This window comes from Clostridium brassicae (assembly GCF_026738875.1).
Taxonomy (GTDB): domain Bacteria; phylum Bacillota; class Clostridia; order Clostridiales; family Clostridiaceae; genus Clostridium_H; species Clostridium_H brassicae.
In genome coordinates, this window is record NZ_JAPQFJ010000001.1 from 363,900 (window position 1) to 387,828 (window position 23,929).

17 protein-coding genes and 1 pseudogene are annotated in these 23,929 nt (G+C 29.7%); 17 read left to right on the forward strand and 1 reads right to left on the reverse strand.

Features of this window, described 5'->3' with window-relative positions:
* Nucleotides 1–64 precede the first annotated feature (64 nt).
* From OW729_RS01680 to OW729_RS01700, 5 genes are all read left to right on the forward strand, one after another.
* On the forward strand, nt 65–1,663 hold the full coding sequence (locus tag OW729_RS01680; protein ID WP_268059663.1) for a MutS-related protein: 1,599 nt from the start codon (nt 65–67) through the stop codon (nt 1,661–1,663).
* A gap of 144 nt (nt 1,664–1,807) precedes the next feature.
* Nucleotides 1,808–3,619: a methyl-accepting chemotaxis protein gene (locus OW729_RS01685; protein ID WP_268059664.1), complete on the forward strand. Its 1,812-nt coding sequence runs from the start codon at nt 1,808–1,810 to the stop codon at nt 3,617–3,619.
* 58 nt (nt 3,620–3,677) lie between these two features.
* Nucleotides 3,678–4,859 (forward strand): pyridoxal phosphate-dependent aminotransferase, encoded by a 1,182-nt coding sequence (locus OW729_RS01690; protein ID WP_268059665.1) that lies wholly within the window; start codon nt 3,678–3,680, stop codon nt 4,857–4,859.
* Nucleotides 4,860–5,156: 297 nt separating this feature from the next.
* Nucleotides 5,157–5,678, forward strand: a complete 522-nt coding sequence (locus tag OW729_RS01695) for an ECF transporter S component (RefSeq protein ID WP_268059666.1) — start codon at nt 5,157–5,159, stop codon at nt 5,676–5,678.
* 334 nt (nt 5,679–6,012) lie between these two features.
* Nucleotides 6,013–7,191: a GAF domain-containing sensor histidine kinase gene (locus OW729_RS01700; protein WP_268059667.1), complete on the forward strand. Its 1,179-nt coding sequence runs from the start codon at nt 6,013–6,015 to the stop codon at nt 7,189–7,191.
* A gap of 161 nt (nt 7,192–7,352) precedes the next feature.
* Here the strand turns inward: OW729_RS01700 and OW729_RS01705 are convergent, their stop codons facing one another.
* The gene (locus OW729_RS01705) at nt 7,353–8,267 is read right to left on the reverse strand and encodes a branched-chain amino acid transaminase (protein ID WP_268059668.1); all 915 of its coding nucleotides are present in this window, start codon (nt 8,265–8,267) and stop codon (nt 7,353–7,355) included.
* A gap of 541 nt (nt 8,268–8,808) precedes the next feature.
* Between OW729_RS01705 and ilvN the strand changes: the two genes are divergently transcribed.
* From ilvN to OW729_RS01765, 12 genes and pseudogenes are all read left to right on the forward strand, one after another.
* Entirely contained in the window at nt 8,809–9,330 is a 522-nt protein-coding gene (ilvN, locus tag OW729_RS01710) for an acetolactate synthase small subunit (protein WP_268059669.1), read from the forward strand.
* Nucleotides 9,331–9,485: 155 nt separating this feature from the next.
* Nucleotides 9,486–10,478, forward strand: coding sequence for a ketol-acid reductoisomerase (gene ilvC, locus OW729_RS01715; RefSeq protein ID WP_268059670.1), 993 nt, complete (start codon nt 9,486–9,488; stop codon nt 10,476–10,478).
* Nucleotides 10,479–10,616: 138 nt separating this feature from the next.
* Nucleotides 10,617–12,128, forward strand: a complete 1,512-nt coding sequence (locus tag OW729_RS01720) for a 2-isopropylmalate synthase (RefSeq protein ID WP_268059671.1) — start codon at nt 10,617–10,619, stop codon at nt 12,126–12,128.
* 11 nt (nt 12,129–12,139) lie between these two features.
* Entirely contained in the window at nt 12,140–13,420 is a 1,281-nt protein-coding gene (gene leuC / locus OW729_RS01725; RefSeq protein WP_268059672.1) for a 3-isopropylmalate dehydratase large subunit, read from the forward strand.
* 1 nt (nt 13,421) lies between these two features.
* Complete coding sequence (gene leuD / locus OW729_RS01730) at nt 13,422–13,913, forward strand: 3-isopropylmalate dehydratase small subunit (RefSeq protein WP_268059673.1); 492 nt, start codon at nt 13,422–13,424, stop codon at nt 13,911–13,913.
* A gap of 136 nt (nt 13,914–14,049) precedes the next feature.
* On the forward strand, nt 14,050–15,129 hold the full coding sequence (gene leuB, locus OW729_RS01735; protein ID WP_268059674.1) for a 3-isopropylmalate dehydrogenase: 1,080 nt from the start codon (nt 14,050–14,052) through the stop codon (nt 15,127–15,129).
* 12 nt (nt 15,130–15,141) lie between these two features.
* On the forward strand, nt 15,142–16,803 hold the full coding sequence (gene ilvD, locus OW729_RS01740) for a dihydroxy-acid dehydratase (RefSeq protein WP_268059675.1): 1,662 nt from the start codon (nt 15,142–15,144) through the stop codon (nt 16,801–16,803).
* Between the two features lie 5 nt (nt 16,804–16,808).
* Nucleotides 16,809–18,473 (forward strand): biosynthetic-type acetolactate synthase large subunit, encoded by a 1,665-nt coding sequence (gene ilvB / locus OW729_RS01745; protein ID WP_268059676.1) that lies wholly within the window; start codon nt 16,809–16,811, stop codon nt 18,471–18,473.
* Nucleotides 18,474–18,816: 343 nt separating this feature from the next.
* A complete protein-coding gene (locus OW729_RS01750; RefSeq protein WP_268059677.1) occupies nt 18,817–20,529 on the forward strand; it encodes a sigma 54-interacting transcriptional regulator in 1,713 nt (570 codons plus the stop codon).
* 457 nt (nt 20,530–20,986) lie between these two features.
* Nucleotides 20,987–22,366, forward strand: coding sequence for a GntP family permease (locus tag OW729_RS01755; protein WP_268059678.1), 1,380 nt, complete (start codon nt 20,987–20,989; stop codon nt 22,364–22,366).
* Nucleotides 22,367–22,531: 165 nt separating this feature from the next.
* Entirely contained in the window at nt 22,532–23,671 is a 1,140-nt protein-coding gene (locus OW729_RS01760) for an acyl-CoA dehydrogenase (protein ID WP_268059679.1), read from the forward strand.
* A 32-nt stretch (nt 23,672–23,703) separates the two neighbouring features.
* A pseudogene (locus tag OW729_RS01765) lies at nt 23,704–23,929 on the forward strand (electron transfer flavoprotein subunit beta); the annotation flags it as partial.

A 23,929-nucleotide genomic window follows, 5' to 3' on the forward strand; every position in this document is an offset into this window, starting at 1 on the left:
TATAGGGATATTCCATAGTTCATTTTATTAAAATAAATATACAAATAATAAAAGAGGTGTACCGATGTTAGGAATATTTACAAAAGGAAAGGCTTTAGCATATGTTAAAAATTTATGGGCTAAAGAGGAAAAAAGAAAAAGAGATTTTAAAAAAATAAGCAAATACAATAAATTATTAACTCAAAGTGAAGAAAATCTAGTAGATAATCAAACATGGAATGATTTAGATATGGATCAGGTTTTCTCTAAAATAGATAGGGCTTTGACTACTCCTGGAGAAAATGTGTTGTACGACATGCTACGAAAACCTCTTTATAATAAGGAGAAGCTTAGAGAAAGAGGTGAAATAATAAAGTTATTTCAAAAAGACTCAGAGTTAAGAGAAAAAATTCAAATTCAATTATTGAAAGTGTATAAGCAAAAAAATGGTGATGTATTAGCGCTTTTATGGGATGATTTAAAAGAAAATAAGTTGCTTAAGGTATTGTTCTTAATATTAGGTAATATGCCTTTAGTGTTTCTTGTATTATCAATTTTTTATGGATTAAAAATGACGATTATACCTATTATTGTAATCTTATATCCTATAAATTTATTTATACATTATAAAATTAATTCTACAATACGTTCACAGGTTGAAGCTATATCTTATTTTTCTAGTATATTAAGGGCAGCTAAATATATATCTAACTTAAAAGTGGATGAGATTTCTAATCAAATAAATAAATTGAATGATATTTTAAATAAAGTTAAAGAAGTTAGTAAGAACTCAGCTAGTATTGGAAGAATAGAAGGTATAGATGTTTTAGGGGATTACTTTACAATCTTGTTCTTAATTGAGGAAAGAGCTTATTATAAATTGACTACAGTAATTAATAAAAATAGGGATGAACTAAAAGAATTGTATAAGATAATTGGAGAAATAGATGCTTATATTTCAATTGCATCATATAGAGAAAGTGCTAAATATTATACAGAGCCTGAGTTTGTAGAAGAAAAGGCTTATTTAAATATTAAAGAAGGTATTCACCCTTTAATTAAAAATCCAGTAGCAAATTCTCTCACTTTAAATAAAAATGGCATAATATTAACTGGTACAAATATGTCAGGAAAATCTACTTTTTTAAGGATGATAGGATTAAATATGCTTCTTTCTCAAACAATATATACTAGTTTAGCTAAGGAATATAAAGGCTCATTTTTAAATATTATAACTTCTATTAGTCCTGAGGATAGTGTGGAAAAAGGTAAAAGCTATTATTTAGGAGAAGCAGAAGCTATGCTTAGAATAATAAAAGCGGTAGATAGTGATATTACTGTTTTTTGTATGATAGATGAAATTTTTAGGGGAACTAATCCAATAGAAAGAGTGAGTGCTGCAAGTGAAATATTAAAATATTTAATTAAAGGTAACTGCTTACCTGTTGTTGCTACTCATGATCATGAATTAACGAAGATAGTGAAGGATAGATATCGATGTTATTATTTTTCTGAAATGGTTGATGAAGATGAAGGATTGAAATTTGACTATGAAATAAAACAAGGAGTATCACCAACTACAAATGCTATAAAATTATTAAGGTATTTAGGATATCCTAAGGAGATAACAGAAAAAGCTTATGAGCAAGTTAAGAGAGATATTAATTATATAGAAGATAATTAATGTCGAAAAAACACAAAACATATTTATTTTTTTTATATGTGTGCTATAATATGTATAGATTATTATCGGATATTAATTATTGATTTCAATAAGGATACTTGGTAAAGATTATATACAAAATTTATAACAAAAGGGGACAGAACAATGAAAACTTTAGAACAAAAGAGTACACATATAAAATACAAAATTATGCTATCTATTATTGCAAGTGGATTAATAATAATATTAGTTACATCATTTTTGGATATTATGAATGTAAGAAAACAAAATACAAAAGAACTTGAATTAATCAAGGCTAAGTCATTTCAGTATTATAATCAAATGATAGAGGATAATGTTCAAATAGCTTTAGGAACTATGAATTATTACTATGATATGTATAAGAAAGGAATATTAACGGAAAAAGATGCTAAAACTTATGCAATTGATGCAGTTAAAAAATTAAGGTATGGAAAAGATGAATCAGGATATTTTTGGATAGATGATACAAAAGGAATACTTATTGGACATCCCATGATATCCCACCAAGAGGGAAAGAATAGAATGGATGATAGAGATCCTAATGGTGTAAAAATGGTAGCGGAAATAATTCAAAAGGCGATAGATTCGCCAAAAGGTGGATTTTTAGATTTTATGTGGGAAAAGCCAGAAGATGTTGGAACTGGCAAATTAACGCCTAAAAGATCATATTCTAAGTTATTTAAACCATGGGGATACATAATAAGTACAGGAAATTATATAGATGATATTTATGCTTCTATAAACAACGAAGAAATTTCACTTAAAAATCAATTAAATAAAAATATAATGACAAAATCAATTCTTTCGGTAATGTTTATAATAGGATTAGTATTAATAAGTATTATTTTAAGTAAGAAGATATCTAATCCTATAGCAGATATAACAAACAATATTGGACAAGATGAGGATGGAAATATAAGAATAAATAAATTAGAAATTCAGTCAAAAGATGAAATAGGATATTTGGCTGAAGCTATAAATGACATGACAGGTCAAGTGAGAGATTTTTTATATGAGACTCAGGATCATATTGAAGTTTTAAATAATAATATTAAGAAAGATGATGACTTGCTTTTTAATATAAAAGAGGCTGTAGATAATAATTCTGGAGAAATATCTCTTGTAAATGAAGAAATTAATTTAGGAGCTAGCTCTATAGAAGATATAAAAGAAACTTTATATCAAGTTCAAAAGGCTTTATCAGATATATCACAAAAAACAGAAGAAACAACAGCAGTAACTATAGAAGTTACTGAAAGAGCTAATAATTTAAGAAGAATTTCTTCGGATGCAAAAAATAATACAGAAATGGTTTATAAAGAAGTTAAGGAAAGTATAGAATTATCATTAAAAGAAATAGAAACTGTAAAAGAAATAAAAGTATTAACTAATCAAATTAATGAAATTGCCGAGCAGACTAATCTTATTTCTTTAAATGCAGCTATTCAAGCGGCAAATACTGAAGGTGGAAATAAAGCATTTGCTGTTGTTGCAGATGAGATAAAGAAATTGGCGGAAAATACAAAAGATAATATTAAAAACATACAAGATATGACTGAAAAAATAATAGGTACAGTAAATAATCTAGCTAATAGTACTTTAAAAATAATTGATTTCGTAGATAAAGATGTACTTCCTCAATATAACAAGTTTACAGAAGCAGCTGATTCATACTCTAATGATGCAGAAAATATAAATTGTGTAATTACGGATTTAAATGCTACACTAGAAGAAATAACAGCTTCATCAAATGCAATATTAGATAAAACAGATATTGTAACTAATAACCTTATAAAAACTGCTAATAGTATGAATAGTATTGAGAGCGAAAATAAAAAAGTGGTTAATGAAATAGCAGAAATAAAAGAGAATTCAGAGCATAACTTAGGTGAAATTTCTGGATTAAAGACATTTATAGAAAAATTTGATATTTAAATATATAAAGAACTATTTAAAAAATATATTTAGTTAAAATAAAAAAAGGGGCGAAGTTATGTTTTCTAAAAAAATTACAAATAATTTAAAAAGGTCTTCTTGGATAAGGGCTATGTTTGAAGAGGGTGTAAAGCTTGCTGAAAAGTGTGGGGCAGATAAAGTATATGATTACAGCTTGGGAAATCCTTATGCAGAACCACCTAAAGAAGTTGAAGAAGCACTTAAAAAATACATATTAAGTGATGAAAAAGGTATTCATAAATATATGAATAATGCAGGCTTTGTTGACACAAGAGAAAAAGTTGCAAGGCATCTTGAAAAGGAAAGTGGAATTAGTCTTTCAAATGAAAATGTAGTAATGACAGTTGGTGCAGCAGGTGGGTTAAATGTTGTTTTAAAATCACTTTTAAATGATGGTGATGAAGTTATTGTATTTGCACCATACTTTGTTGAATATAATTTTTATGTTGATAATCATGGAGGAAAAATAGTTGTTGTTCCTCCGGATGTTTCAAATTTTGAACCGGATTTAAATAAGTTTGAAAAAAGTATAACACCTAGGACAAAAGCTATAATTATAAACACTCCGAATAATCCAACAGGAGTTATATATAGTCAAGAAAAATTAGAAAAAATTAATGATATTATTAAAAGAAAAGAAAAATTATATGGAACAACTATATTTGTGATTTCTGATGAGCCTTATAGTGAGATAATTTATGATGGATTAAAATTACCTAGTATCCTTAATATTTTCCATAATTCAATTATAGTAAATTCATTTAGTAAGTCATTAGGGCTTGCTGGAGAAAGAATAGGATATATTGTTGCAAGTAGTAGAATTAAAGATGTAAAGGTCTTTATAGAAGCTTTAAGTTTTTGCAATAGAACTTTAGGTTTTGTAAATGCGCCAGCATTATTCCAAAAAGTTGTAGGAGATTCACTTAATTCTAAAGTAGATATAGAAGAATATAAAAAAAGAAGAGATTTTTTATATGAAAATTTAACAAGGATAGGATTCGAATGTATAAAGCCTCAAGGAGCATTTTATCTTTTCCCAAAAGCGTTAATAGAAGATGACGTAGAATTTGCTAAAAGAGCATTAAAATATAATTTACTTATAGTACCTGGAAGCGGATTTGAATGTCCAGGATATTTTAGACTATCTTATTGTGTAAAATGGGATACTATAGAAAATTCTATTCAAGCCTTTGAAAAGTTAGCAGAAGAATTTAAATAAAAAAAGAAACAATTGTAATTTTTTAATACAATTGTTTCTTTTTTTATTCTAGTCTACTTTAAATGTTTGAATTTCTTTATGAAAATTTTCTACAAGTTTTTACTGTTTTAGTAACGTATATTTCATTAAGAGAAAGATTTAATTAAATTAGTTAAAATATACAAGTTAAAGTATATAAGTAATATCAGTGAAATTGAAAGTGTATGCATACATTTGACTGGGAATTATGGTGGATTTACAATGTAATTAAGTTGAAGGAAAATGGACAAAATTAGAATTTTGGCAGGAGGAATGGGAATGAAAACTAAAAGAATTATTTTAATTGGACTTTTTGCAGCGATATGTTTTATAGGAACTTATGCTCATATTCCAATAAGTTTTGGCGGAAGTAATTCTATGATACATTTAGGAACAACAGCTATATTTATTGCAGCTATTTTGATTGGTAAGGATGCAGGGCTGGCAGCAGCGATAGGATGTGCTTTGTTTGATGCTATGGATCCTATGTTTCAAGTTTGGGTTTTGCCTACATTTATAATAAAAGGACTAACAGGGTATGCAGTTGGTATAATAGCATTTGCAAGAAATAAAAAGGGGAACAGTATGGTGCAAAATATTTTAGCTTTTATAGTTGGCGGAGTTGTTTCGTTAGTTGGATATTTTATTGTAAATTGGCTTGTATTTGTGGGTTTTCATACAGCCGTACTAAAAATGATAACATCTTTAGCTACAACAGGTATAGCAGTAGCAATAACTATACCTATTGCAGCAGCTGTTAAGCCAATAATAAATAAAAGTGGAATTAAATTAGAATCTTAATTTAAAATATTTTAAATTAAGTATAAAATATGTAATAAGATTTAAATTAGAATATGATTTTACTTTGGTAAAAAAGATTCTGCTTTTAGTAGAATCTTTTTTTATTATAATAAAAAATAAGACCTTAATTTTATTATAAAAATTTTAAAAAAGTATAAATAATAAAATGATTATTATGGATATTGTAATCATAAATAACTCTTTTGTTAATATACACCTAAAGAATAACTCTTATTTGTCGATATATAACATATTTAGTGAGATTAATAGTTGTAAATTATAGAAAAATTACCTTAAATTTTTTTATAATTAAAATTGCAAGGAGGAAGTATATATGGAAGGTTACATAAAAACAAAGGATAAAAATACTGAAAACTATCGTGCGGAATCTAGGAAGCTTGAACATGTACTATCAAGAACTTCATCTAAACTTATAAGCATTAGTTTGGATAAAGAATATTTAATTGAATCTTGCTTAGAAGAAATAGGAGAGGAAACAAAGTCTTCTAGAGCGTATGTTTTTTTATTTAAAAATAATTTAGAGTATATGGATAATGTTTATGAATGGTGTGATAAAGGAGTTAGCTCTGAAAAGGATAATCTTCAAAATATGAAAACTGAAATATGTCCTTGGTGGATGAAAAAATTAAAAAACAATGAAATTATCACTATTGAAGATGTAGAAAAAATGCCTTTAGAAGCAGATATTGAAAAAGAAATTCTTTTAGAACAGGGCATAAAATCTCTTATTGTTTTACCACTTTTCAATAAAGATAGTTTAATGGGGTATGTAGGGTTAGACAATACTTTTGAAAACAAGAAATGGAGTGATCAAATTCAACTTATATTAAAACTAATAGCTGAAACATTTTCAGGTGCTCTTTCAAGATTACAAGATGAAAAAGAACTTAGACATGTTAATGATGAGTTAAGTAAAAAAGAAAAATATATAAATAATTTAAAGGCACAGATTGTTCAGCATGAGGAAATGTTAAAACTTAGTCAAAGTAAAGAATTATTGAGACCAATAGGGTTAAATAAAGAAAATTTAAATGAAATTATAAACTATGTAATAGATATTTTAAGTTTTGACATGATAGTTTTTGATAAGATAGAATTAAACCTTTCAGAAAACATACCTTCTATATTATGTAACAAAGTAGAGATTAGTCAAGTAATTATGAACATACTTAAAAATGCGATATATGAGATGAGTAAAAAGGCAGAAGACTTAGAAGAAAATGAAAAAACATACTCTAATATTCTGAAAATAGAAACTTATACAAAAGATTGTTATTTAGTTTGTGAGATATCTGATAATGGAATGGGATTTTCTGATGAGGTTAAATACAGATTATTTGAACCTTTCTTTTCAACAAAAAAGATAGGAGAAGGAACTGGACTTGGATTAGCTTTAGCATATGATATTATTACAAATAAACATAATGGAGAAATAAGAGCAACTGAGAGTCAATGGGATGGTGCTAAATTTATCATTAAATTCCATATTTAAATCATGAAAATACATTTATAGTAATTAGGTTGCTACATAATTTTAGTAGGTGTAAAGTTATTTTTAAGGTTTTTGCTAAAGTGAATTATGAGGCAACCTAATTAGATTTTCAGAAAATAAATATAAGAAATACCTATCTGTTTATTAAAATTAGTATTATTTTAATAAACAGATGTACAGGAAGAAATATATTTTTTTATTTTACCTATTGTTAGGTCTGAAAATATTTCCTTTATATTTTTACATACTTGTCCTGGAGTACCATTACTAACTTCTCTATCATCTACTTTTATAATAGGAGTAACTTCCATAGCAGTTCCACTAAAGAATAATTCATCAGCAGCATAGAGTTCTGTTCTTGTAATGCTTCTTTCAACTACCTCTATTCCTAATTCTTCTTTGGCTAGTGTTATAACAAGTTCTCTGGTTATACCCTCTAAAATATTGTCACAAGGAGGAGGCGTGATGAGTTTGCCCTTCCTTACCATAAATATGTTTTCTCCAGGACCTTCACAAACATGACCAAGTTGAGTTAAGAATATAGCTTCATCATATCCTCTACTAGTAACTTCTAATGAAGCCAATGCAGAGTTAAGATAAGATGCTGTGGCTTTAACTCTTGGAGGAAGCATATTATCATTTAATCTTGTCCAAGAAGTTACTGCAACATTAAGAGCTTCTTTTCCGGTATAACTTCCTAAAGGCTGGCAGTATATAACTATACGGTCATCATCATCATTGAGAGTTGGACCTAGGCTATTAGAACCTTTAAAAGCTATTGGTCTTATATAAGTTGTAGTTTTACAATTATTTTTTTTTAAGAGTTCTATTGTTAAATTACAGAGTTCTTCTACTGTATAAGGCAACTTGATATTTAAGGCCTTGCAAGATTGAAGGAATCTAACGTAATGTTCCTTTAATTTAAACACATAAAGTTGACTATTTTCTTTATTCCAATAAGCTCTTATCCCCTCAAAGCATGCAAGGCCATAATTAAAGGCCTTAGATCTGATGCTTATGTGAATATCATCCTCTTTTATAAAATTCCCCTGATAAAATGCATAGTAATTATTCATAATAAAGCCCCCTTGTTTGATAAAATATTGTTTTATACTCGTTTAGAAAACAGAATTCATGTATATATTTATAGAAAAAGTGAAATATCGATATTAAAGGATAATTTCATTTAAAATTACATTGTTTATACATAAATTATGTTATAAAAACCCAAATTTTTTTCGAATGTTATGGTTTAATTATAAATTTTAAAACCTTTTTTTTATAATGTCAATACAAAATGAAATAAAAATATAATGAAAATTCATTTTTCTTAAAAATTTTAAAATTTGAATAATAAAATTTCATAATGAAATTCAAATGAATTTGAAAATAAAACAGTTTAATTTTAAAAAATATAAATACCTATAAAGCTTGCAAAAATAACGTTTACAATGAGGGGAATATACTGAAATATGCATTAAAAAAATCAAAATAAAATTCGAAATTGCAAGTTTGAAATTTTTCTGAAAATTGATTGACGATGAAAAAAATATATGCTAAAATTACTGACAAGATTTGACTAGGAAGGATATTTTCTTTTGAAAGGAGATGATTTGAGTGAAATCTTATGTGGTATCTGTAATAGTCGATAATAATGAAGGACAACTTCTGAGGATATGTCAATTGTTTAATAGAAGGGGATATAACTTGGAAAGTGTTACGGCAGGTGAAACGGAAACAAAAAATATATCTAGGCTTACTTTAATAGTAAAAGCAGAAAGAGAAGAAGTTATACAGCAAATAGTGAAGCAGATAAAAAAACTGGAATGTGTATATAATGCAATAGTTCTAGAAGAAAAAAATTCAATATGTAAACAAATGATGTTTATAAAAGTTAAAGCTGAAAAAGAAAAAAAGCAGGAAATAGTAAATATAGTTAACATTTTCAGGGGTTCAATAGCTGATGTTGCAGAAGATAGTTTAACTATAGAAATTACAGGTGATGAAAATAAATTAGAAGGATTAAAAAACGTGTTATTACCTTTTGGTATTTTAGAAATAGCAAGTAGTGGTTTTATTGCTATTGAAAGGGGAGTTCCAGTTTTATCTGATGTATACTGTAAATCCTCAATAGTTTAGACAGGGGCGCTACAACTATAGATAATAGTTTTTAGGTTTGGACAAAGTTTAAAGTTCTGTTTCAAGCAAAAAATCTATTTATGGAATATCAAAAGATAAATATATAAGTTTTAGATTTAAAACAAATACTAAAAATAGTAAGGGGGCTTTTCGCGGTGGCAAAAGTGTATTATGAAAAAGATTGTAATTTACAGATGTTAAAAGAAAAAAAGGTTGCAGTAATTGGATACGGAAGTCAGGGTCATGCACATGCGTTAAATTTAAAAGAAAGTGGCGTAGATGTTGTAGTTGGACTTTATAAAGGAAGTAGGTCTTGGAGTAAGGCTGAGAAAGCAGGCTTAGAAGTTATGCTCACAGAGGAAGCAGTTAAAAAGAGCGACATAATAATGATACTTGTTAATGATGAAAAACAATCTAAACTTTATAAAGAAGATATAGAACCTAATATTACTCCAGGGAAGGCATTGGTATTTGCTCATGGATTTTCAATACATTTTGGACAAATAGTTCCGCCAAATGATGTAGATGTATTTTTAGTAGCTCCAAAGGGACCGGGACATACAGTAAGAAGTCAGTATTTAGAAGGAAAAGGAGTACCTTCTCTTATAGCTATTCATCAAGATGCTACAGGAAATGCTAGAGAAATGGCATTAGCCTATGCTTCTGGTATAGGAGGAGCTAGAGCCGGAATTATTGAAACTTCTTTTAAAGAAGAGACAGAAACAGACCTTTTTGGTGAACAAGCTGTATTATGCGGTGGTTTAACTGCGCTTATTAAAGCTGGATTTGAAACTTTGGTAGAAGCAGGTTATCAACCAGAGATGGCATATTTTGAATGTCTGCATGAAATGAAACTTATCGTAGATTTAATCAATGAAGGTGGATTAAATTTAATGAGATATTCTATAAGTGATACAGCAGAGTTTGGTGATTATACAGCAGGACCTAAAGTGGTAACTGATGAAACTAAAAAAGCTATGGAAAAAATTTTAAAAGATATTCAAGAAGGTGTATTTGCTAAAGAATGGTTACTTGAAAATCAAGTAGGAAGACCTGGATTTAATGCTGTGAGAAGAAGGGAAAAAGACCATCAAATTGAAAAGGTCGGAACTGAACTTAGAGAAATGATGAGTTGGACAAAGAAATAAAGCTTCTTTACTTTTTACACATTGATTCTGCAAATTAAAATACATAATAATTTGCAGAATCATTTTTTATACAAAAATTAATTTTAGATGTGATAAAAATTTTGAAGTTAAGTTTCAATAATAGAGAGGAGAATCAAAATGAGTAGGAACATAAAAATATTTGATACTACCTTAAGAGATGGAGAACAGACTCCAGGTGTCAATTTAAATGTGAAAGAAAAAGTGATGATTGCAAAGCAATTAGAAGCTTTGAATGTAGATGTTATTGAAGCTGGCTTCCCATTTTCTTCAAAAGGAGATTTTTTAGCAGTAAAAGCTATATCAAAAGAGATAAAACGTTCTACAGTAGCAGCTTTGTGCAGGGCTAATAAAAAAGATATAGATTGTACTTGGGAGGCAATAAAGGAAGCTGTAAATCCTAGAATACATACATTTATAGCAACTTCTAATGTACACATGAAGTATAAACTTGAAATGACTAAAGAAGAAGTTTTAGAAAAAGCAGTAGAGATGGTATCTTATGCAAAAAAATTATGCAAAGATGTAGAATTCTCAGCAGAAGATGCTTATAGGAGCGATCCGGAGTTTTTGTGTGATGTTTTTTCAAAAGTTATTAAAGTTGGAGCAAATGTAATTAATATACCAGACACAGTAGGATATGCTCTACCAAAAGATTACTACAAGTTTATTAAATATATAATGGAAAATACAGAAGGAATAGAAAATGCAGAAGTAAGCGTACATTGTCATGATGATTTAGGAATGGCAGTTGCCAATAGTTTATTTGGTATTATGGCAGGAGCAACACAAATAGAATGTGCTATAAATGGTATTGGCGAAAGAGCTGGAAATGCAGCATTAGAAGAGATAGCTATGGCTATTGATATTAAAAAAAATTCTTTAGGAGTATATACAAACCTAAATACTAAACAAATATACAGAACAAGTAAATTAGTAAGCTCACTTACAGGAATAAACATACAACCCAATAAATCTATTGTTGGAGCTAATGCTTTTGCTCACGAATCAGGTATACATCAAGACGGAGTTCTGAAGGAAAAAAGTACCTATGAAATACTTGTTCCAGAATTGATTGGAATAAACAATAATTTAGGGATTGTTCTTGGAAAACATTCGGGAAAACACGCTTTTAATATGCACTTAGAAGATATGGGAATAGAACTTGAAAAAGAGGAATTAGAGAAAGCATTTAATAAATTTAAAGAACTAACAGATAAGAAAAAGACTATAACATCTAAGGATATAGAAGCAATTGTACATTTTAAAAAGTATTTTAATGAAACGTATAAACTTAAATCTTTTCAAATTAATAGTGGGAATCACATTGTTTGTACAGCTGCAGTAGAGATATTAAAAGGTGATAAATTATTTACTGAAGTTGCTGTGGGTGATGGATCTATAGATGCAGCTTTTAAAGCGGTAGAAAGAGCTATAGGTATGAATATAAAGCTTAGGGATTATTCTATATCATCAGTTACAGATGGAAAAGATGCGTTAGGAGAAGTAACTGTAAAGATAATGGATGAAAAAGGACAAATATTTGTAGGAAAGGATATTTCAGAGGACGTTATGGAAGCTAGTATTAATTCATATATAAACGCTATAAATAAGATGATTGATGAGAGTTAGGTGGTGAAAAAATGAGTGATGTAAAAAAAACTATGACTATGACACAGAAAATATTGGCATATCATGCAGGGCTTAAGTATGTAAAACCTGGACAACTAATTATAGCTAACTTAGATTTAGTTCTTGGAAATGACGTGACAACACCAGTTGCTGTTAAGGCATTTAATAATATGAATGTGAGTGATGTTTTTGATAAAGATAAAATAGCAATAGTTCCAGATCATTTTACTCCTAATAAGGATATAAAATCAGCAGAACACTGTAAATTTGTAAGGGAATTTGCTTGTGAAAAACAAATAACAAATTACTTTGAAATAGGAGAAATGGGAATAGAACATGCTTTGATACCAGAGAAAGGATTGGCTGTCCCAGGAGACGTAATAATAGGAGCAGACTCACATACTTGCACTTATGGAGCTTTAGGAGTTTTTTCTACAGGGGTAGGAAGTACTGATATGGCGGTAGGTATGGCAACAGGAAAGGCTTGGTTTAAAGTTCCTGAAGCAATAAAATTTGTTTTAAAAGGTAAGCTTTCTAGGTGGGTATCAGGGAAAGATGTAATACTTCATATAATAGGGCTCATAGGTGTAGATGGGGCTTTGTATAAGTCTATGGAATTTACAGGAGAGGGAGTAAAAGAGCTTTCTATGGATGATAGATTTACTATGGCGAATATGGCCATAGAGGCTGGTGCTAAAAATGGGATATTTCCAGTAGATGAAAAGACTTTAGAATACATGAAAGGCCGTTCCAAAAGAGAGCTTAAAGTTTTTGAAGCAGATGAAAAAGCAAAATATAGTGAAGTGTATGAAATAGATTTAAGTCTAATAAAGCCTACAGTAGCTTTCCCACATATTCCAGAAAACACTAAGACAATAGATGAAGTTGGAGAAATAAAAATACATCAAGTAGTAATTGGTTCTTGTACTAATGGAAGAATAAGCGATTTAAGGATTGCAGCTTCTATATTAAAAAATAAAAAAGTTAAAAAGGGGATTAGATTAATAATATTTCCAGGAACTCAAAATATTTATTTGCAAGCAATAGAAGAAGGATTAGTAAAAGTATTTATAGAAGCAGGGGCGGTTTTTAGCACACCAACTTGTGGGCCATGTCTTGGAGGACATATGGGAATTTTAGCGGCAGGAGAAAGAGCTGTAGCTACTACAAATAGAAACTTTGTAGGAAGAATGGGGCATCCAGAAAGTGAAGTTTATTTAGCTAGTCCAGCAATAGCAGCAGCATCTGCTATATTAGGTAGAATTGCATCGCCAGAGGAGGTTGTTTTATAACATGAAGGCATCAGGTAATGTTTTGAAATATGGAGATAATATAGATACAGACGTTATAATACCAGCTAGATATCTAAACACATCAATTCCAGAAGAATTAGCAAAGTATTGTATGGAGGATTTGGATAAAGACTTTTTAAATAAATTAAATAAAGGAGACATATTGATTGCTGGAAAAAATTTTGGATGTGGTTCTTCAAGGGAACATGCTCCTATAGCTATAAAAGCGGCTGGAGTTTCGTGCGTAATAGCAAAAAGTTTTGCAAGGATATTTTATAGAAATTCTATAAATATAGGCTTTCCTATACTTGAATGTGAAGAAGCTGTAAATGACGCAGAAGATGGACATAAATTACAAGTTGATTTTGAAAAAGGATTGATAAAAAACATAACTTTAAGTAAAGAATATAGAGCTGAAGCTTTTCCAGAATTTATTATAAATATAATGAGAAATAATGGGCTGATAAATTGTGTAAGAGATGGACTTTTTTAATCAAATGACAGAAAATTAGTAAAATTACTATTAACATATAATATACACAATTATTAAATTAGAATCATTATTAGAAATGATTATACGTAGTATTATCTAAAAGACCATTTAAAATCAAAACGAAAGGTAGATTAACATGAATTCAAGAGAATTTAAAATAGCAGTAGTTCCCGGAGATGGTATTGGAATGGAGATAACAGAACAGGCACTAAAAATTTTAAATAAAATATCAAAAAAATATCATACAAAGTTTAATTATGTAAATTTAAAAGTAGGGGGCTGTTCCATAGATGCTTATGGAGAAGCACTTACTGAAGAAACTCTAAAAAAGTGTAGAGAGTGTGATGCCTTATTTTTAGGTGCTATAGGAGGACCAAAATGGGATAATTTTTTAGGAGATAAAAGGCCAGAAAAAGCTCTTTTAACTCTGAGATCAGAGTTAGGTTTATATGCAAACTTAAGGCCAACTAAAGTTTTTGATGAGTTGAAATCGGCGTCTCCTCTTAAAGACTCATTATTAGAGAATGGCATAGACATTTTAGTAGTGAGAGAATTAATAGGTGGAATTTATTTTGGGAAAAGAGGAACAGTTATTGAAGATGGAATAGAAAAGGCATATGATACAGAGTCTTACACTTTAGAAGAAGTTGAAAGAATTGCTCATGTAGCATTTGAATCAGCAATGAAAAGAAGAAAAAAAGTTACATCTATAGATAAGGCAAATGTATTAGATTCTTCAAGACTTTGGAGAAAAGTTGTAACAGAAGTTTCGAAAGAGTATCCCAAAGTTCAATTAAATCATATGTACATTGATAATGCAGCTATGCAGCTTGTTAGAGATCCTTCACAATTTGATGTAATACTTACAAATAATATATTTGGAGATATATTATCAGATGAAGCTTCTATGCTTACAGGATCTATAGGTATGCTTGCTTCTTGGAGTGTTGGGAAAGGTACTTATGGCATGTATGAACCTATTCATGGTTCTGCTCCAGATATAGCAGGTAAAAATATAGCTAACCCATTAGCTCAAATACTTTCAGCTGCTATGATGTTAGATTATTCTTTTAATATGACTGAAGCTGCGAAGGACATAGAAAATGCAGTTAAAAATGTTTTAAGAAAAGGGTATAGAACAGTAGATATATGGATAGAGGGAATGATAAATGTTGGAACAAAAGAAATGGGAGAATTAGTGTTAGAGGAAATTTAAGGGGGGAGAAACATGAAATCAGATGATTGCAGAAAAGGTTTGGAAAAAGCACCTCACCGTTCACTTTTTAAAGCATTAGGTTTTATAGATGAAGAAATGGATAGACCACTTATAGGCATTGCTAATTCTTATAGTGAAATAGTACCAGGACATATGAATTTAGACAAAATTGCCCAAGCTGTTAAAGATGGTATAAGGTTAGCAGGAGGAGTTCCAGTTGAATTTAACACTATAGCAGTGTGTGATGGAATAGCTATGAATCACAAAGGAATGAGTTATTCTCTTCCATCAAGACAAATAATTGCTGATAGTGTTGAAATAGTTGCTAATGCTCATGGCTTTGATGGATTAGTATTACTACCTAATTGTGATAAAGTTGTTCCAGGTATGCTTATGGCGGCTGCAAGAGTAAATATACCATCAATACTTGTAAGTGGAGGACCAATGCTTGCTGGAAAAACTAATGGAAAAGTAACAGACTTAAGCTCTGTGTTTGAGGCAGTAGGGGCAGTGAAAGCTGGTAAAATGACTGAAGAAGAATTATTAGAGATGGAAAATACAGCTTGCCCAGGATGTGGTTCTTGTTCAGGTATGTTTACTGCTAATTCTATGAATTGTTTATCAGAAGTTTTAGGAATGGCACTTCCTTATAATGGTACTACGCCAGCGGTTTTTTCAGAGAGATTGAGACTTGCAAAAAAAACTGGAATGAAAATTGTAGAGCTTATTAGAAAGGATATTAAGCCTTCACATATTTTAACAGAAGATGCTTTTATGAATGCTGTAACTGCTGATATGGCACTTGGATGTTCTACAAATTCATTACTTCATCTACCAGCTATAGCAAAAGAAGTTGGATTAGAAATAAGTTTTGATAAGGTCAATGAAATAAGTGTTAGAACACCTAATTTATGTAGACTTAGTCCTGCTGGTAAGGATCATATAGAAGATTTGCATATGGCAGGAGGAATACCAGCATTAATTAATTTATTAGCTAGTAAAAATTTTATAAATAAGAACTGTTTAACTGTTACAGGAGAATCTATTTATGAAAATGTACAGGAAGCTAAAGTTAAAGATAAGGAAGTTATAAGAGATATAGATAGTCCATATAGTAGCAGTGGTGGTCTTGTTGTACTAAAAGGAAGTTTAGCACCAGAAGGAGCAGTTGTAAAAAAATCTGCTGTAGCTTCTGAAATGATGAAACATATTGGAAAAGCTAAGGTGTTTGACAGTGAAGAAGAAGTGGCAGAAGCAATATTAGGTGGAAAAATAAATCATGGTGATGTAGTAGTAATAAGATATGAAGGACCAAAAGGAGGTCCTGGAATGAAAGAAATGTTGTCGCCTACAGCTCTCTTAGCAGGAATGGGATATGATAAAACCGTAGCACTTATAACAGATGGAAGATTTTCAGGAGCTACAAGAGGAGCTTCAATAGGTCATGTTTCTCCAGAAGCAGCAGAAGGAGGTCCTATTGCAATAGTGGAAGATGGGGATTTAATAGAAATAGATATAGAAAATAAAGTACTGAATTTGCTAGTAGATACAGAAGAATTAAATAAAAGAGTGCCAAAAATGAAAATAAAGCCTGTAAAAGGATACTTAAAATTTTATAGGAATTTAGTATCTTCAGCTTGTAAAGGAGCAGTGTTTGAAGATGTAAAGGGGTGATTTGTATGAGATATACAGGGGCAAGAATTATATTGGAGTGTCTAAAAGAACAGGGGGTTGACACTATATTTGGATATCCCGGTGGAGCGGTTTTAAATATATATGATGAATTACATTCATTTAAAGGTATAAATCATATACGTACAGCTCATGAACAAGCGGCAGCTCATGCAGCTGATGGTTATGCTAGAGTTACAGGGAAGGTTGGAGTCTGTATCGCTACTTCGGGACCAGGGGCAACAAATCTAATAACTGGAATTACCAATGCTTATATGGATTCAGTACCTATGGTATTTATAACTGGACAAGTTCCTACAACTTTAATTGGAAAGGATTCTTTTCAAGAAGTTGATATATTAGGTATTACTATTCCCATAACTAAACATAATTTTATGGTAAAAAAAATAGAAGATTTAGCATCTATAATAAGAAAGGCTTTTTATATAGCTAAAAAGGGAAGACCTGGACCTGTTTTAATAGATATACCTAAAGATATAACATCTGAAGTAGGTGATTTCTGTAATGAGAAGCCTAAAGAGCCGGTTAAAAATAGTATTAATGAAGAGGAAATAAATAGTGCATTAGAGTTAATAAGTAAAAGTAAAAAGCCAGTTATTGTTATTGGTGGTGGATGTAATATTTCTAATTCTCAAAAAGAACTTGTAGAGTTTCAAAACAAATTAAAATGTCCAGTTTGTTCTACTATGATGGGACTAGGTTCTTTTGATGGAAATCATCCAATGTTCACAGGAATGCTTGGGATGCATGGGACTTTAGCATCTAATAAGTGTATCCGCGAAAGTGACCTTATCATAGCCGTTGGAGCTAGATTCAGTGATAGGGTGATAAGCAATGCTGATACTTTTGCTAAAAATACAAATGTAATTCATATAGACATAGATGAAGCGGAAGTTTGTAAAAATATAAAAGCTACTTCATGGATTATAGGTAATGTAAGTGATGTTTTAAAAAAATTAGATAGTGAACTAAAGGAAAGAAAAGAAAATGAATGGACAGAATTCATCTCTAATTTAATAAAGAAAGAAAGAAGAAAAACTTTAAAAGTAAATCCAAAAAATTCAGTTAATCCGGTTTATCTTATAAAGAAATTATATGAATTTACAAAAGGTGAAGCTATTATAACTACAGAAGTTGGACAAAATCAAATATGGGCGACACAAGGGTACACATTTAAAAATCCAAAAACCTTTATATCTTCTGGAGGGTTAGGGGCTATGGGATATGGGTTTGGAGCTTCAATAGGTGCTAGTATAGCAAAGAATAAACCAATATTCAATATATCAGGTGATGGAAGCTTTAAGATGAATTGTAATGAATTAGCAACAGTAGTTGAGTACAATATACCTATTAAAATTATTGTACTAAATAATGGGGTTTTAGGAATGGTGAGACAATGGCAAAAGCTTTTTTATCAGAAAAGATTTTCTCAAACAACATTTAAAAGAAAAATAGATTTTGCTAAAATAGGAGAAGCTTATGGAGTTTTAGGAATTAGGATAAATACTAATGAAGAAATAGAAGAGGCTTTAAAAAAAGCTATACAACATAATGGACCAGTTGTTGTAGATTGTTTTGTAGATAAAGATACTATGGCGTTACCTATAGTACCACCTGGTGCTAATATAGAAGATATTATGATATTAGATTAATACTTTAAAGCAAGGTTAATGAAAGCCTTGCTTTTTATATATGTAAGAAAACTATTTTTATATATGTAATTTATAAAAATAAGAGTGATATAATGTTTTCTAGATAATTATTATATTATACGCTTTATTGGGACAGAATACATTGGTATTTAAATGCTAAATTTATATGATAAGAATCATTATTTATAATTATATTAGTTGTTTATGATTGATAAAATGTATATTAGTCCATATAATGAAATTATATGGACTAATATACATAAAGCAATTTAACAAACAGTAAAAATGAGAAAAATAAATATTTTATTATTAGATAAAAATTTTCAAAAGATGAGGTGGTTTCGTGGAAATTTTGAAACAAGTATTTAACACCGTTGGGGAAAATGTTAGTGAAGCATTGATAGGAATTGATAAAAATGAAAAAATATTTGTTTTAAATAAGCAAGCGGAGAAATTGTTTAATATAAAGGGCGAGGAAAACTTAGGAAAAGATATTAATGATACAATTATCAAAAACAAACTTAAGGAAGTGCTGCTATCAAAACAGCAAAAATTAAATCAAAGAATCAGCAAAAGCGCAAAAATGTTTAATTTGAACATTTTCCCATTAGAAATAGATGGAAAGATACAAGGGGCATTTGCTATATGCCAGGATTTAGAGGTATATAGAAATATACAAGAGCATCTTTATGGAAATAAAATTTATGTAGATATTTTGGATGTTCTAATGAATATGACTAATGAATGGTCAGTTATAATTGATAAAAGTGCAAAAATTATTATGATGAGCAAGGCTTATAGGGAATTTGTTGGAGTTGACAATCCAGAAGGAAAAGATGTTAGAAAAGTTATAGAAAATACTAGATTACACAAAGTTTTAGAAACAGGAGAATCTGAAGTAGCTGATATCCAAGAAATCAAGGGTAATAAGATGATAACAATGCGTGTTCCTATAAAACAAGATGGAGAAGTCATTGGAGCTATAGGTAAAGCTATGTTCAAAGATGTAGGAGATTTTTTTTCTTTAAGTAAGAAACTTAGGAATTTAGAAAAAGAAATAGAATATTATAAAAAAGAACTTGGAAAAGATGAAAGTGCAAAGTATTCATTTAATGATATTACTAGTAGTTCAGAGAAGACTAAAAGTGTAAAGGCAATGGCTATGAGGGCGGCTAATACAGACTCTAATGTTCTTATAGTTGGAGAAAGTGGAACAGGAAAAGAATTATATGCTAATGCAATTCATAATGGGAGCAAAAGACGACTAGCACCTTTTATAAAGATTAATTGTGGAGCTATTCCTAATGAACTGTTGGAATCAGAGTTATTTGGTTATGAGGAAGGGGCATTTACAGGGGCTAAAAAAGGAGGTAAAAAAGGTAAATTTGAGCTTGCAAATGGGGGGACGATTTTATTAGATGAAATAGGAGATATGCCATTAAATATGCAAGTAAAACTTTTAAGGGTTATTCAGGAAAGAGAATTGATGAAAGTTGGAGGAAGTGAATTAAAGAATATAGATGTTAGAATTATTGCAGCAACGAATAAAAATTTAGAGGAAAAGGTTAAAAAAGGAGAGTTTAGAGAAGATTTATATTATAGACTTAATGTAATGAAGTTAATTATACCTCCATTAAGAGAAAGAAAAGAAGATATAGCTGCATTAACGGATTCTTTAAGAATTAAAGTAGCTAATAGATTAGGAATATATGTAGAAGGTATTTCAAAGCAAGCTATGGAGTGTTTAATGAATTACCATTGGCCTGGAAATATAAGGCAGTTGGAGAATGTTATAGAACGTGCTATAAATCTATTAGATTCTAATCTAATTATAGAAAAAGAACATTTACCTGATGGAATAGTACAAAATAAAGTTAAATATTCTATTGATAAAAGTAAATATTTAAGTGACATAATTGAGGAAGTTGAAAGAGATGTTATTGCAGAATGCTTAACAAAAACTAAGGGAAATAAAAATGAGACCTCGAAAATATTAGGAATAAGCAGGGCGGGATTATATAAAAAAATAGAAAAGTATAATCTGAATAATGTATAAAAAATATACATGTAAATAAAGTATACATGTATAAAAAATATACATGTATAAAGTTGAGATATTTGTCTATGAAAGTGTGGTCTAAGTACATCTGTAAGGGAACTATAAGTGAATAATATATCGAAATATAAAATATGATAAGGCAAAGTGTAAAAAAAATATACACTTTGCTTTTTATTTTACTGTGAGCTTTTTAAAGTTTTAAATTTAGTTATATAAATTTAAAAATATACATAAATTACTTATTTACAATGGTTTGATAAAAAAATATCAAAAAGTTTGTTAAAAAAAATACTAAACTACATATAATGGCATAATAATTGCTTTGTTATTATAGCAAGCTTTAAAAGATAAAAATTACATTTTATAAATGTACATAATGACATAAAAAGCAGTTATTTTATTTATAAAGTGTAATTCTAATAAAATAAAAATTACGAAGGAGGAAAAAGAAATTATGTTAGGAGTTATTGGAGTTATTTTATCACTTTTACTATTAATGTACCTTGCATACAGAGGTATAACAGTACTTATACTAGCCCCTATTTTAGCATTATTTGCTACAATCATGAGTGAAGGAGCTAGTGCTCATATAATGGCAACTTACACAGAAATATTTATGAAAAACTTTGCTGGATATTGTAAATCATATTTTCCTATATTCTTATTGGGAGCAATATTTGGTAAGTTAATGGACGATTCAGGAGCAGCAAAAGCTATTGCGCATACAATTGCAACTAAATTAGGAAAAGATAAAGCTATTTTAGCAGTTGTATTATCATGTGGTGTATTGACATATGGAGGAGTATCATTATTCGTTGTTGCTTTTGCGGTATTTCCTATAGCAACTCAATTATTTAGAGCTGCAGATATACCAAAAAGGTTAATACCAGGATCTATAGCTTTAGGGTCATTTACTTTTACAATGACAGCACTTCCAGGAACACCTCAAATACAAAATGCTATACCAATGCCTTTCTTTGGAACAGATGCATATGCAGCACCAGTTTTAGGTATTGTAGCAGGTATACTTATGTGTGGTGGAGGAGTTGCTTGGTTAACATATAGAGCTAAAAAAGCAGCCGCAGCAGGAGAGGGATATGGAGACCATCCTGATGAAGAAGTAAATGATGTAGATGTTAGTAATGTTCCAAACTTTTGGTTAGCAATAACACCTATACTTATAGTTTTAGTACTTAATTATGTTTTAGGAAAAATGTATTTTACTTCAGTAGATACATCATATTTAAAAGATTATGGAACTGCGTTAGGAAAAGTAAAAGGAATTTGGAGTTTAATTATTTCATTAATTATTGGAATATTATTTACTTTAATTACTAATAGAAGTAGATTGAAGAGTGCTATGAAATCAGTTAACCAAGGAGCTATTGGTTCACTTTTAGCAATTACAAATACATCTTCAGAAGTTGGATATGGAAATGTTATTCAAACACTTGCAGCATTCGGTATCATTCAAACATTTATTCTTGGAATATCAAGTAATCCATTAATATCAGAAGCGATATCAGTTAATGTACTTGCTGGTGTAACAGGTTCAGCATCAGGCGGTATGAGTATAGCCCTTGGAGCACTTGCAGAACAATATATGCAAATGGCTAAAGCAAATGGCATAAATCCACAAGTTCTTCATAGAATTGCAACTTTATCATGTGGAGGATTTGATTCTTTACCACATAATGGAGCAGTTATAACATTATTAGGAATATGTGGAGCTACACATAAAGAATCTTATAAAGATATAGGTATGTGTTCAGTTATAATACCAATTTGTACTCTTGTAGTTATATTAATACTTGCAAGTATGGGAGTTGTTTAGTAATATATAAATAGAAAAAAATGATTGATATTTAACAAACTATGATATCTTTGGTTTTTCTTTAAAAAACATAGGGATAGATGTGATTTTAAAGTTAAAATTATCCTAAAAATTTAGAAAGATCAATTATATAAATTTAGCACAATCATATGAGGAGGTAAAAAAATGAATTTTCAATTCACTAAAGAACAAGAATTAGTAAAGCAAATGGTAAGCCAATTTGCTGAAAATGATGTTAAACCAATAGCTGCAGAAGTAGATGCAAATCACAGATTCCCAATGGAAAATGTTGAAAAGATGGCTCAGTACGGATTATTTGGTATACCTTTTTCAGCAGAATATGAAGGAGCAGATGGAGACTATCTTTCATATATATTAGCTGTTGAAGAATTATCTAAAAAATGTGCAACTACAGGTGTTATACTTTCAGCACACGTTTCACTTTGTGCTTCAGTAATAGATCAATTTGGTAACCCAGAACAAAAGAAAAAATACCTTCCAGATTTATGTTCCGGTAGAAAATTAGGAGCTTTTGGGTTAACTGAACCAAATGCAGGAACAGATGCTGCAGGACAACAAACAGTAGCTGTTAAAGATGGAGATAACTATATTTTAAATGGACAAAAAATATTTATAACTAATGGTGCTTATGCTGAAACTTTCATAGTATTTGCTATGACAGATAAGAGCAAAGGTGTTAAAGGAATAACAGGTTTCATAGTTGAAAAAGATTTCCCAGGATTCTCAATAGGAAAAGTTGAAGATAAATTAGGAATATGTGGTTCATCAACTACTGAACTTATATTTGAAGACTGTGTAGTACCAGCAGAAAACATGCTTGGAAAAGAAGGAAAAGGTTTTGGTATAGCAATGAAAACTCTTGATGGAGGAAGAATTGGTATAGCAGCTCAAGCATTAGGAATAGCTGGTGGAGCTTTAGAAGAAGCAGTAGATTATATGAAAGAAAGAAAACAATTCGGAAAACAATTATTTAAGTTCCAAGGATTAGCATGGATGGCTGCAGATTGCAAAGCTAGATTAGAAGCTGCTAGATATTTAGTATATAAAGCTGCTGATAATAAAGCAAAAGGACTTCCATATTCAGTAGAAGCTGCTACAGCTAAATTATTTGCTGCAGATACAGCTATGTTTGTAACAACTCAATGTGTTCAAATGTTAGGTGGATACGGATTCACTAAGGATTATCCATTAGAAAGAATGATGAGAGATGCTAAGATAACTGAAATTTACGAAGGTACTTCTCAAGTTCAAAAGATGGTTATTTCAGGAGCCATGTTCAGATAGTCTTATAAAGGTATAATAAGGAGGATTAAACAATGAAAATAGTTGTTTGCTTAAAACAAGTTCCAGATACAAACGAAGTTAAAATAGATCCAGTTACAGGAACACTTATAAGAGAAGGAGTTCCATCAATTATCAATCCAGATGACAAAAATGCTTTAGAAGAAGCATTAAAAATAAAAGATGAAAAAGGAGCTCATGTAACAGTAATAAGCATGGGACCTCCACAAGCAGAAGCTGCATTAAGAGAAGCAATAGCTA